8 protein-coding genes are annotated in these 12,382 nt (G+C 72.4%); 2 read left to right on the top strand and 6 right to left on the bottom strand.

What is annotated here, in order from left to right:
• Positions 1–66: 66 nt before the first annotated feature.
• From Scani_RS37715 to topA, 4 genes are all read right to left on the bottom strand, one after another.
• Complete coding sequence (locus Scani_RS37715) at positions 67–1,650, bottom strand: alpha/beta hydrolase (protein ID WP_159482131.1); 1,584 nt, start codon at positions 1,648–1,650, stop codon at positions 67–69.
• A gap of 326 nt (positions 1,651–1,976) precedes the next feature.
• Entirely contained in the window at positions 1,977–3,230 is a 1,254-nt protein-coding gene (locus tag Scani_RS37710; protein WP_159482130.1) for a DNA polymerase III subunit delta', read from the bottom strand.
• Positions 3,231–3,464: 234 nt separating this feature from the next.
• Positions 3,465–6,806, bottom strand: a complete 3,342-nt coding sequence (gene tmk / locus Scani_RS37705; protein ID WP_159482129.1) for a dTMP kinase — start codon at positions 6,804–6,806, stop codon at positions 3,465–3,467.
• 131 nt (positions 6,807–6,937) lie between these two features.
• Positions 6,938–9,847, bottom strand: coding sequence for a type I DNA topoisomerase (gene topA / locus Scani_RS37700; protein WP_159482128.1), 2,910 nt, complete (start codon positions 9,845–9,847; stop codon positions 6,938–6,940).
• Positions 9,848–10,353: 506 nt separating this feature from the next.
• On the opposite strand from topA, the gene Scani_RS37690 reads away from it, so the two are divergent.
• On the top strand, positions 10,354–11,064 hold the full coding sequence (locus tag Scani_RS37690; RefSeq protein ID WP_159482127.1) for a hypothetical protein: 711 nt from the start codon (positions 10,354–10,356) through the stop codon (positions 11,062–11,064).
• Positions 11,061–11,501 carry a DUF2752 domain-containing protein gene (locus Scani_RS37685; protein WP_159482126.1) on the top strand — a complete coding sequence of 147 codons (441 nt, stop codon included), beginning with the start codon at positions 11,061–11,063 and terminating at the stop codon, positions 11,499–11,501. The genes Scani_RS37690 and Scani_RS37685 overlap by 4 nt, the downstream gene beginning before the upstream one ends.
• Before the next feature lie 52 nt (positions 11,502–11,553).
• Here the strand turns inward: Scani_RS37685 and Scani_RS37680 are convergent, their stop codons facing one another.
• Together Scani_RS37680 and Scani_RS37675 are read right to left on the bottom strand one after the other, a co-directional pair.
• Entirely contained in the window at positions 11,554–11,958 is a 405-nt protein-coding gene (locus Scani_RS37680) for a hypothetical protein (protein WP_159482125.1), read from the bottom strand.
• Positions 11,959–12,127: 169 nt separating this feature from the next.
• Entirely contained in the window at positions 12,128–12,325 is a 198-nt protein-coding gene (locus Scani_RS37675) for a hypothetical protein (protein ID WP_159482124.1), read from the bottom strand.
• Positions 12,326–12,382: the final 57 nt, after the last annotated feature.

Raw genomic sequence — 12,382 nt, 5'->3', positions numbered from 1 at the left:
CTCAGTAACCGGTTTAGAAGCTGGTCAGGGGTGGACGGGGAGGGGGGTGTGCGGGTGTGAGGCGGGTCACTTGCAGGTTTTGTGCTTCGGGGGGACGGTGCCGTCGAGGAGGTAGGCGTCGATCGCGGAGTCGATGCACTTGCTGCCGCGGCCGTACGCGGTGTGGCCGTCGCCCTCGTAGGTGAGGAGGGTGGCGCTGGAGAGCTGGGAGGCGAGGGCCTTGGCCCAGATGTACGGGGTGGCGGGGTCGCGGGTGGTGCCGACGACGAGGATCGGGGCGGCGCCCTTGGCCTCGATGCGCTGGGGCATGCCGGTGGGCTTGACCGGCCAGTAGGCGCAGTTCAGGGCGGCCCAGGCGAAGGTTTCGCCGAAGACCGGGGAGGCCTTGCGGAAGCTGGGCAGGGCGGCGCGGACCTGGTCGGGGCCGGTGAAGGCGGGCGCGAGGTCGAGGCAGTTGACGGCGGGGTTGGCGTACATCTGGTTGCTGTAGCTGCCGTTCGGTTCGCGCTCGTAGTAGCTGTCGGAGAAGGTGAGCAGCCCTCGTCCGTTGCCGGCCTTGGCCTGGGCGAGGTAGTCGCGCAGCAGGGGCCAGGCGCGCTGGTCGTACAGGGCGGCGATGACGCCCGTGGTGGCGAGGGACTCGGTGAGCTTTCGGTCCTCGCCCGTGGCTGCCGGGTGTGCGTCCAGCTTTTTGAAGAGGGCCGTGAGCTGCTCGCCGGCGTCCTCGGTGCTCTTGGTGCCGAGGGGGCAGTTCTTGTGCTTGATGCAGTCGGTGGCGAACGCCGTGAAGGCGGTGTTGAAGCCGGCGGTCTGCTCGATGTTGGTGGTACGGGAGTCGAGCTCCGGGTTCATCGCGCCGTCGAGGACCATGCGGCCGACGCGGGAGGGGTAGAGACCGGCGTAGGTCGCCCCGAGGAAGGTGCCGTAGGAAGCCCCGACGAAGTGGAGCTTCTCGTCGCCCAGGACGGCGCGCAGCACGTCCATGTCGCGGGCGGCCTCGACGGTGGAGACGTGCGAGAGCAGCTTGCCGGAGCGGGACGCGCAGCCCTGGGCGAAGGTGCGGAACGCGGTGGCGAGCTTGTCGACCTCGGCCGGTGAGTCCGGGGTCTGGTCCACCTCGGTGTAGCGGTCCATCTGCTTGTCGCTGAGGCACTCGACGGGCTGGCTGTGGTCCACGCCGCGCGGGTCCATCGCCGCCATGTCGTAGCGCGCACGAATCGCGGCGGGCTGGGGTGCGTACTGCTCGAGGTAGTCGATCGCCGAACCGCCGGGGCCGCCCGGATTGACCAAGAGGGAGCCGAGCCGGCTGCCGGGGCCGCTGGCCTTCTTGCGGGCCACCGCGAGCTTGGTGTCACCCGCCTCGGGGTGGGAGTAGTCCAGGGGCGCCTTCATCGTCGCGCACTGGAACCCTTTTCCGCAGGCATGCCAGGTCAGCTTCTGGTCGTAGTACGCGCGCAGGCCGGCCGGGGTCGAGGCAGGGAGTGGCGCCAGGGTCGCCTCGTCGGCGGGGCGCTGGGCACCGGCCTCCGTGGTGAGACCCGGAGACGCCTCGTCGTCGGGGGAGGAACTCCCCGAGGAACAGCCGGAGATCAGCAGAGCGGTGGCCGCGAGGAAGGCGGCGGAGGTGCGGAGCAGGCGGCTGGTGGCCATGGACGGTCCCTTGGTCTCGGTCCCTGAGAGGTGGAGTGCGGTGTTGGTGGTCCCTGGAGGGTGGAGTGCGGCTGGCGGTGCGGGAGCTAGGGGTGGTGCAGGGGGGCCGGGGTGGCGTTCGTACTGGGGGTGGCGCTGGTGCTCGTAGTGGCCCGGTTGCTTGCGGTGGTGGATGGCCGTGGCGGATGTCGGTGGTGGATGTCCGTGGCGGACGTCCGTTGCGGCGTCGTTCGAACGGAGAGTATCCGGGTGAGGACGTTGTGTGTGCGTCTCCTTGAAGGGCGGGCCGGGGGAACGGCGGGGTCGGGGGCTGCGGTAGTGGGGGGTCAGCCGGCGCGGAGGGCCGCCGTCATGGCCTCGACCGCGAGGAGCGGGGCCACATTGCGGTCCAGGGCCTCGCGGCAGGCGATCACGGCTTCTATCCGGCGGAGGGTGCGTTCGGGGGTCGAGGCGGTGGCGATGCGGTGGATGCTGTCGCGTACCTCGTCGTTGGCGAGGGGGACCGAGGCGCCCATCTGGAGGGCGAGGACGTCGCGGTAGAAGCCGGTGAGGTCGACCAGGGCGAGGTCGAGGCTGTCGCGCTGGGTACGGGTCGAGCGGCGCTTCTGCTTGTCCTGGAGCTCCTTCATGGCGCCGGCCGTGCCGCGCGGCAGGCGTCCGCCGGTGCCGGCGGCGGCGCCGAGTGCGGCGCGCAGCTCCTCGGTCTCCTTGGTGTCGACGTCCTCGGCGACCTGCTTGGCGTCCTCCCCCGCGGCGTCGATCAGCTCCTGGGCGGCCTTGAGGCAGCCGCCGATGTCGTCGACGCGGAGCGGGAGTTTGAGGACGGCCGCCCGCCGGGCGCGGGCCCGCTCGTCCGTGGCCAGCCGGCGGGCCCGGCCGATGTGGCCCTGGGTGGCGCGGGCGGCCCGGTCGGCGGCCTCCGGCTCGATGCCGTCCCGCCGGACGAGGACGTCGGCGACCGCGCCGACCGGCGGGGTGCGCAGGGAGAGGTGGCGGCAGCGCGAGCGGATGGTGGGGAGGACGTCCTCCACGGAGGGGGCGCACAGCAGCCAGACCGTCCGGGGCGCGGGCTCCTCGACGGCCTTGAGGAGGACGTTGCCCGCGCCTTCGGTGAGGCGGTCGGCGTCCTCCAGGACGATCACCTGCCAGCGGCCGCCCGCCGGGGAGAGCGAGGACCGGCGGACCAGGTCACGGGTTTCCTTGACGCCGATGGAGAGCAGGTCCGTACGGACGATCTCCACATCGGCGTGCGTGCCGACCAGGGACGTATGGCAGCCGTCGCAGAAGCCGCAGCCGGGGGCGCCCCCGAGGGCGCGGTCCGGGCTGACGCACTGCAGGGCGGCGGCGAAGGCGCGGGCGGCGGTGGAGCGGCCGGACCCGGGCGGGCCCGTGAACAGCCAGGCGTGCGTCATCTGGGAGGCGCCGCTGCGGTCGGCGGACGGCTGCGGCGCCGGCTGCTCACCGGGCCCGGTCCCCGCTCCCGCGTGCTGCGCGGTGATGAAGGCGTCCGCATCGCGCGCGGCCGCGGCCAGCTGCGCCGTCACCCGGTCCTGGCCGACCACGTCGTCCCATACCGCCATCGCTGTCCGCCGTTCCTGTCCGTGCCGTCCTGCTCGTGCCGCGCGAGTGCGTGTGCGACCGGCCGCACACCACGCATTGCTCCACGCCCGACCCATTGTGGTGCAACCCACTGACAAACGAATCCGGAAACCGGCGCCGGGCGGCCGGACAGGGGTCCTCCGGAACCCGGAAACGGCCGTGGCCGCAGCGATCGCGCTGCGGCCACGGCCGTTCTTCCGGGACTCCCCGATGGGCTAGCCGCGCCGTCCCCGGCCGCCGCGACGGCCGTCGTCGCCCGCTCCGTCGTCCGCTTCCTCGTCGCCGCGCGGGCCGAGCAGCTCGTCGGCGAGCGTCGGCAGATCGTCCAACGGGGTCTCCTCCGCCCATTCGGGGCGGGGGCGGCTGCGCTGCGAGCTCTCCACGGGGCGGCCCGTCGCCGGGTCGATCTGCGGGAGTTCGCGCGTGCGCTCGACGCGCGACTCGGCGGGAGCGGAGGACCGCCCCGAGGCCGCGCCGTGCCCGGCGTTCGCGCCGGGCGGCGTCTCCTTGCGGAACATCCACGGCGGCACCCGGTCGGCGGGGGCGTCGCCCCGGCCGACCTCGCCGCGTGCGCCTCCGTCCCGTACGGGCGGCAGCACGGCGGTCTCCTCGGCGTCGGAGCCGGCGCCCCGGCCGCCCCACGCGTCGTGCGCGTCCCGCACCGGTGGCAGCACCGCCGTCTCGTCCGCCGCACGGTCCGGGGTCCCGGACCGCGGCAGCGACTCGTGCGTCTGCTCGCCGTCCGAGCCGGAGGAGGACGCCGCAGAGTCGTCGGGCGTCTCCGGCCCCAGCCGCTTCCGCAGATCCGCGACGTACGTCTCGGCGGTGGGCGCCTCGGCCGACTCGGCCTCCTCGGCCGCCGCCTTGGCCTCCGCCGCGGCCGCCGCCGCGGCAGCCGCGACCCGGGCCTCCTCGGCGCGGACCAGGGCCGCTTCGGCCTTGCGCTGCTTCTCCAGGCGGCGCTCCTCGGCCTCCTTGCGCAGCCGCGCCTCCTCCTCGTGCTGCTTGCGCAGCCGCTCCTGCTCGGCCTCGCGGGCGCGCTCCTCCGCCTCGCGGCGCTGCCGCTCCGCCTCCGCGGCCTGCCGCGCCTCCTCGGCGCGCTTGCGGGCCTCCTCGGCCTGGCGGGCCTCCTCGCGCGCCCTGGCCTCCTCGGCCTCGCGGCGCTTGCGCTCCTCTTCCTCGGCGCGCAGCTTGGCGAGCTGCTCCTGGCGCTCGCGCTCCAGACGCTCCTCCTCCGCCTTGCGCGCGGCCTCCTCCTCGGCCTTGCGGCGGGCCTCCTCCTCGGCTGCCTTACGGGCCTCGGCCTGTGCCTGGATCTCCGCCTCGGACAGCGGGAGGACCTGGTCGAGGCGGTGCCGTACGACGGTGGTGACGTCGGCGGGCTCCTGCCCGGCGTCGACGACCAGATAGCGCGCGGGGTCGGCGGCGGCCAGTGTCAGGAAGCCGGCCCGCACCCGCTGGTGGAACTCGGCGGGCTCGGACTCCAGCCGGTCCGGTGCCTCGGTGAAGCGCTCCCGCGCGGTCTCCGGGGAGATGTCGAGCAGGACCGTCAGGTGGGGCACGAGGCCGTCGGTGGCCCAGCGCGAGATCCGGGCGATCTCCGTGGGCGCGAGGTTGCGCCCGGCGCCCTGGTAGGCGACCGAGGAGTCGATGTACCGGTCGGTGATGACGATCGCGCCGCGCTCCAGGGCGGGCCGGATGACGCTGTCGACGTGCTCGGCCCGGTCCGCGGCGAACATCAGCGCCTCCGCACGGTCCGAGAGCCCGGAGGTCGAGACGTCCAGGATGATCGAGCGCAGGCGCTTGCCGATGGCGGTGGCGCCCGGCTCGCGGGTCACCACGACCTCGTGGCCCTTGCTGCGGATCCACTCCGCGAGCGCCTCGACCTGGGTGGACTTGCCGGCGCCGTCGCCGCCTTCCAGGGCGAGGAAGAAGCCGGTGGCGGCGGGCGCCTGGGCCGGGTCGCCGCCGCGCAGCGCCTCGCGCAGATCACGCCGCAGCGGTACGCCCTGCCGGTCGTCGACCTTGCCGAGCACCAGGGCGGCGACCGGCAGCAGCAGGGCACCGGCCAGCATCAGGGTGTAGGCGGCGCCGCCGTAGGCGAAGTTGAAGGTGCCGCCGCCGAGGTGGTGCGGGCCGATGAGGGCGGCGAGCAGCGGCGCGAGGATGGCGGCCAGCGCGACCGTCAGGCGCACGACGGCGTGCAGATGCTCGGTCGTACGGGCGCTGCGGGGCTCCTCGGACTCCTGCTCCAGCAGCACATGCCCCGTATTGGCGGCGATGCCGGCGCAGATGCCGGACAGCAGCGCGAGCACCAGCACCGTCGTCGTGTCCGGGACCAGCCCCATGGCCAGCAGCCCGAGGCCGGTCGCGGCCACCGCGAGGGCGAGCAGCCGGCGCCGGGAGAGGGCGGGCAGCACCCGGTGGGCGCCGCGGATGCCGACGGCCGTGCCACCGGTCAGCGCGAGCACCAGCAGCGCGAAGGTGGCCGGACCGCCGGCCAGGTCGTAGCCGTGCAGGACGGCGAGCGAGACGGCCGCGGCGATCGCCCCGGCCACCGCGGCGCAGGACGCCACCAGCAGCGGGAGCGCGCCCGTGCGGCCCTTGTCGACGGCCGCGGGGGTGGTGCCGTTCTCCGGCTTCTCGTCCGCTCCCGGCTGTCCGGTCGTGGCTCCCGCGGCCTTCGGGCGGCGCAGCCCCTCCAGAGGGGAGCGCGGCCGCGGGGTCGGCACTCCGGGGAACTCGATGAAGTAGAGGATCGATACGGAGGCGGCGAAGAGACCGGCGGCGACATACGAGCCGAGCGCGGCCTGGTGGACGTGGAACCAGTCGATGCCGGTGCCCAGCAGCTTGCTGATGAGCGTGACGACCACCAGGGTGGCGGCCGCGATCGGCAGCGACACGAAGCCGGTGCGCAGCGAGAGGCGGCGCAGGGCGTCCATGTTGTCCGGGAGGGGGCGTACGGCGGCGCCCTCAGGGGGCGGTGCGGGCAGCAGCCCGGGTGCGGCGCTCTCGCGCGCGACGGTCCAGAAACGTTCGGCGACACCGGCGACGAAGACCGTGACCAGGAGCCAGGCCAGTGCGTCGTCCGGTGTCCAGTTGATCCAGAGGGGGGCGATGACCAGCAGCGCGAGCCGCACGATATCCGCGCCGATCATCGTCCAGCGCCGGTCCAGCGGCCCGGCGGACGGGGGTCCCCCCGCGCGTCGGGCGACGGGGGAGGTCAGCGCGGACAGCGGGCCCAGCAGGACGGCTCCGAAGAGCAGCATCGCCAGCATCCGGGCCGCGAAGACCGCGGTGACCGCCAGGGCTGCGCCCCGATAACCGCCGCCGAAGACGGGTTCGCCGCCCAGCGGTACGTACAACGCCGCCTGCAGGGCGAGCAGTACGAGGACAAGCATGGACAGGGCATCGCCGATGCCCCCGACACATTGGGCGCTCCACAGTCGCTTCAGTGGGGGGAAGCGGAGCAGGGCTCGCACGGCGCGCTCGCGGGAATCCGCTGCTAGGGCGCCTGAAGTGGGGGTCACGACCGTTGGCTGCTCGGCACGCGTCATCCCGCCAGCCTAGCGGGATGGTGCACGCCGTCGAGCGCCCACCCGAACAAATGGGCGGGCACACCGGATCAGATCCGGTGTGCCCGCCCATGTCCTGCGCTTTTACCGGCGCCGCCGGCAGCGCGCAGGCCTCAGTCCTCGGCCGACGCCGCCGTCTTCTTCGCCGCCGCCGTCTTGGCGGTGGCCTTCTTGGCGGTCGTCTTCTTGGCGGTCGTCTTCTTGGCGGTCGTCTTCTTCGCCGTGGTGGTCTTCTTCGCCGTGGTGGTCTTCTTCGCCGCGGTCTTCTTGGCGGCCGTCTTCTTCGCGGCCGTCTTCTTGGCCGGCGCCTTCTTGGCGGTCTTCTTCGCCGGCCCCTTGGCGCGCTTCTCCGCCAGCAGCTCGTAGCCCCGCTCGGCGGTGATCGTCTCGACGTCGTCGTCCCGCCGCAGCGTCGCGTTCGTCTCGCCGTCGGTGACGTACGCGCCGAACCGGCCGTCCTTGACCACCACCGGCTTGCCGCTGACCGGGTCCGTGCCCAGCTCCTTCAGCGGCGGCTTGGCGGCGGCCCGCCCGCGCTGCTTGGGCTGGGCGTAGATGGCCAGCGCCTCGTCGACGGTGATCGTGAAGAGCTGCTCCTCGTTCTCCAGGGAGCGCGAGTCGGTGCCCTTCTTCAGATACGGGCCGTAGCGGCCGTTCTGCGCGGTGATCTCCACGCCCTCGGAGTCCTTGCCGACGACCCGCGGCAGCGACATCAGCTTGAGCGCGTCTGCCAGGGTCACGGTGTCCAGGGACATCGACTTGAAGAGCGAGGCGGTGCGCGGCTTGACCGCGTTCTTGCCGGTCTTCGGGGTGCCCTCGGGCAGGATCTCGGTGACGTACGGGCCGTAGCGGCCGTCCTTGGCGACGATCTGGTGACCGCTCTCCGGGTCCATGCCCAGTTCGAAGTCGCCGCTCGGCTTGGCGAGCAGCTCCTCCGCGTACTCCACGGTCAGCTCGTCGGGCGCCAGGTCGTCGGGGACGTCGGCGCGCTGGTGGCCCTCGGCGTCCTTCTCCCCGCGCTCGACGTACGGGCCGTAGCGGCCGACCCGCAGCTTGATGTCGTCGCTGACCGGGAAGGACGAGATCTCCCGGGCGTCGATCGCGCCCAGGTCCTCGACCAGTTCCTTCAGACCGCCGAGGTGGTCGCCGTCGCCGTTGCCGGCGTCCGCGGCACCGCCCTCTCCGTGGCCCTCGCCGTAGTAGAAGCGCCGCAGCCACGGCACGGACTGCGCCTCACCGCGCGCGATGCGGTCGAGGTCGTCCTCCATCCTGGCGGTGAAGTCGTAGTCGACCAGCCGGCCGAAGTGCTTCTCCAGGAGGTTGACCACCGCGAAGGAGAGGAACGACGGGACGAGCGCGGTGCCCTTCTTGAAGACATAGCCGCGGTCGAGGATCGTGCCGATGATCGACGCGTAGGTCGACGGACGGCCGATCTCGCGCTCTTCCAGCTCCTTGACCAGCGTGGCCTCGGTGTAACGGGCGGGCGGCTTGGTCGCGTGCCCGTCGGCGGTGATCTCCTGCGCGGCCAGCGCGTCGCCCTCGGCGACCTGCGGCAGCCGGCGCTCACGGTCGTCGAGCTCCGCGTTGGGGTCGTCGGCGCCCTCCACATAGGCCTTGAGGAAGCCGTGGAAGGTGATGGTCTTGCCGGACGCGCTGAACTCGGCGTCCCGGCCGTCGGCGGCCCGGCCACCGATCTTGACGGTGACGGAGTTACCGGTCGCGTCCTTCATCTGCGAGGCCACGGTCCGCTTCCAGATCAGCTCGTAGAGCTTGAACTGGTCGCCGGTCAGACCGGTCTCGGCCGGGGTGCGGAAGCGGTCGCCGGAGGGGCGGATCGCCTCGTGCGCCTCCTGGGCGTTCTTGACCTTGCCGGCGTAGGTGCGCGGCTTGTCCGGGAGGTAGCTCGCGCCGTACAGCTGCGTCACCTGCGCCCGGGCCGCGGTGACCGCGGTGTCCGAGAGCGTGGTGGAGTCCGTACGCATATAGGTGATGAAGCCGTTCTCGTACAGCTTCTGCGCCACCTGCATCGTGGACTTGGCACCGAAGCCGAGCTTGCGGCTGGCCTCCTGCTGGAGGGTGGTCGTCCGGAACGGCGCGTACGGCGAGCGGCGGTAGGGCTTGGACTCGACCGAGCGCACCGCGAAGTCGGTGTTCTCCAGGGCGGCGGCGAGCGCGCGGGCGTTCGCCTCGTCCAGATGGAGGACGTCGTTCTTGAGCTGCCCGTTGGGACCGAAGTCACGGCCCTGGGCGATACGGCGGCCGTCGACGGTGTTCAGCCGGGCGGTCAGCACCGACGGGTCGCTGGCGTCGCCGGCCCGGCCGGATGGGGGTCCCCCCGGCCGAGCGGAGCCGAGGTTGGGGGAGAAGGTGCCGGTCAGGTCCCAGTACTCGGCGGAGCGGAACGCGATGCGCTCGCGCTCCCGCTCGACGACGAGACGGGTCGCGACGGACTGCACCCGGCCGGCCGACAGCCGGGGCATGACCTTCTTCCACAGGACCGGCGAGACCTCGTAGCCGTAGAGGCGGTCGAGGATGCGGCGGGTCTCCTGGGCGTCGACCAGCTTCTGGTTCAGGTCGCGCGGATTGGCGACGGCCTCGCGGATCGCGTCCTTGGTGATCTCGTGGAAGACCATCCGGTGGACGGGGACCTTGGGCTTGAGGATCTCCTGGAGGTGCCAGGCGATGGCCTCGCCCTCGCGGTCCTCATCTGTCGCGAGGTAGAGCTCGTCGGACTCGGCCAGCAGCTCCTTGAGCTTCTTGACCTGGTCCTTCTTGTCACTGTTGACGACGTAGATCGGCTGGAAGTCGGCGTCGACGTTCACGCCGAGACGGGCCCAGGGCTCGCCCTTGTACTTCGCCGGGACCTCTGCGGCGCCGTTGGGCAGGTCGCGGATGTGTCCGACGCTCGCCTCGACCACGTAGCCAGGGCCGAGGTAGCCCTTGATCGTCTTCGCCTTGGCAGGCGACTCGACGATGACGAGTCGGCGGCCGCCGCCGTCTGTGGTCTCGCTGGTCGGGGACAACTTCGCTCTTCTCTCCGGTCGACGCTGGAAATGCTCCCCGGCCGGACGCCGAGGGTGCACTGCGGTGACGCTTGACGCTGCGGAGTGTGACGGTACCTCCCGGCCCCGTGTCAAACGGAAAAACCCCGCAACGCCACTCGAACGGTAACCCGACTACATGCCTTCATGCCGCCCGGACCGCATCAGGCGCTCGCCACGGGCCCGGGACGCGCCTTGTCGATCATGGCGGCGCCGTACCGTTCCCCGGCGCCGACCTCGGACGTTCCCCGCGCGCCGCTGTCGCGGCACCCTCGGTGATGTCACACAGTGACGGACCCCCGGCAATTCGCCGCCCGCCCGTGGCCGCACACCGCACCGTCCGCGGACCGACGACTGTCGCACGGCGGCGCCGGATGCCGTCATTGCCTTGATACAGCACGTAAGCGGACTGGCAGGATGGATACGGCACGGCTCGCCGTTCGAGTCGAGTACTGCCGTCATCACGCACTCTCGGGGGGACATCACCCATGGCGAACCAGTACCCCGGACCGCCTCCGGATCAGCCGCCCGGTCAGCCCGGCCAGAACCCTTACGCCGAGCCGGACGGCCCGCGGCCCGCCGATGCCGGTTACGGCTACCCGCAGGGCGGCCGCCCCGGGGAGCCCGGATACGGCTATCCGCAGGCCGGCTCGCCGCCGCAGCAGCCCGCGCCTCCGCAGCAGCCCGCATACGGCTACCCGAGCGACGTCCCGCAGCCGCCCGCGCCCGGCTTCCCGCCGAGCGCGCCGGCGCAGCCGGCGCCCGGGGGGTTCCAGGGCGGACCCGGCGGCTTCCAGACCGGGGCCGGGGGGTTTCAGGCCGGATCGGGGGGCTTCCAGGCCGGGCCCCAGCCCGGCGGGATGATGCTGTCGCTCGGCGATATCGCGGTGACCGGCGACACGATCATGACGCCGGCCGGGCCGATGCCGCTCAAGGGCGCGGTGTGGACGGCGACCGACATGTCGCGGACGGAGGAGAAGATACCGGCGCACGCGGTCGTGCTGGCCATCGTCTTCTTCCTCTTCTGCCTGCTCGGTCTGCTCTTCCTGCTGATGAAGGAGCGGGTGACCACCGGGTTCGTGCAGGTCACGGTGAACAGCGGAGGCCGGCACCACGCGACGATGATCCCGGTGCAGTCCCGCGAGCAGGTGATGTTCGTGCTCAACCAGGTCAACTACGCCAGGTCGCTGAGCGTGTGAGCACCGAAGAGTCCTGGGGGCCCGTCGAGCCCGCGGCGCCCACCGGGGCGTCGGTCCGCAGGCGCACCCTCCGCCAGGCGTCGATCGCGCTCGGCACCGTAGCGGCGGCCGCCGTCTATCTCTGGCACACCGACCCGCACCAACCGGGGCAGTTGCTGATCCCCTGCCCGTTCAAATGGGCCACCGGGCTGCTGTGCCCGCTGTGCGGCGGGACGCGGATGGCGTACGACCTGATGCACGGCGATGTCGTGACGGCTTTCCACGACAACGCCGTGCTGCTCACGCTGGCCGGACCGGCCGTGGCGTACGCCGTCGGACGCTGGCTGGTCGCCGGGCTCGCCGGGCGTGTGTACCGGCCACGGCTCTCGGCCCGCGGCAATGCCGTGGTGCTCGGCATTGCCGCGGTGTGGATGGTCGCCCGCAACCTCGTCGGCTAGGACGCGGCCCGGGCGTGGCGGACGGTCCGGGCGCGGTCCGGACCGTCCGGCGTCAGCGGACGGTGACCTTGACCACCGGGGAGACGGTGCTGCCGGCAGCCATCCGGAGCTGGTTGACGCCCTTGATGCCGAGCTTGACCCGCACCGCGTACGTACCGCTGGCGTTGACCGGGGTCTGTGCGGGCAGCGAGACCCACTTCGTGCCCTGCTTCTGCTGGACGGTGACCTTGGTGCCGGCCTTGATGCCCTTGGCGGTGCCGGTGATCCGGAACTGCTGCCAGGCGTTGACCGTGGTCACGCTGGCCTTGGCCGTCAGTGCCGCGGCGACCGGGGCGGTGGCCACGACCGGCGTGGGCGAGTGGAGTTGCTGCGGCGCGGCGAAGGCGGCGGCCGAACCGCCGGCGAGCAGGGAGACGGCGATGGTGCCGACGGCGACGTAGCGGAGTGCACGGTTCATGTGGGTTCCTCACTCAAGGGTCGGTGAGCCTGCCGGTCAGGTGACCTTCACTGAGGAACATGACGAATCGCCCCGGATAGTTCCCGTGTACCACCACACATCGGCCATCTGTCACAGATCTGGCCGGAAGTGAACGGATCGCCTCACAAGGACAGTTGGCGCACTCCGGCTACAGCGCCGCCAGCAACCAGCCGCCCGTGGCCAGGAACACCACCCCGGACAGCAGCGCCGTCACGGTGGCGACCGGACGGCTGACGCCGTCGGCGACCGGTGCCCCGCTCCGTGCGCAGACGCCCGTCCACACCAGCAGTCCGGCGCCGAACAGCGCGAACGCCACACCGGCGAAAGCCTCGGGTCCACTCTCCATGCGGGCAGCGTGGCACCCCGGGGCGGCGTCCCGGCGAACACCGGATGAACGACACCC

It is taken from the genome of Streptomyces caniferus (assembly GCF_009811555.1).
In the GTDB taxonomy this organism is placed as follows: domain Bacteria; phylum Actinomycetota; class Actinomycetes; order Streptomycetales; family Streptomycetaceae; genus Streptomyces; species Streptomyces caniferus.
This window is presented reverse-complemented; position numbering and strand designations above follow the sequence as displayed.

Excerpts from the sequence above, each read along its gene's own strand:
- Scani_RS37680 (WP_159482125.1), bottom strand. The coding sequence starts at position 11,958 with ATGAACCGTGCACTCCGCTACGTCGCCGTCGGCACCATCGCCGTCTCC.
- tmk (WP_159482129.1), bottom strand. The coding sequence starts at position 6,806 with ATGACGCGTGCCGAGCAGCCAACGGTCGTGACCCCCACTTCAGGCGCC.
- Scani_RS37715 (WP_159482131.1), bottom strand. The coding sequence starts at position 1,650 with ATGGCCACCAGCCGCCTGCTCCGCACCTCCGCCGCCTTCCTCGCGGCC.
- Scani_RS37710 (WP_159482130.1), bottom strand. The coding sequence starts at position 3,230 with ATGGCGGTATGGGACGACGTGGTCGGCCAGGACCGGGTGACGGCGCAG.
- Scani_RS37675 (WP_159482124.1), bottom strand. The coding sequence starts at position 12,325 with ATGGAGAGTGGACCCGAGGCTTTCGCCGGTGTGGCGTTCGCGCTGTTC.
- Scani_RS37690 (WP_159482127.1), top strand. The coding sequence starts at position 10,354 with ATGGCGAACCAGTACCCCGGACCGCCTCCGGATCAGCCGCCCGGTCAG.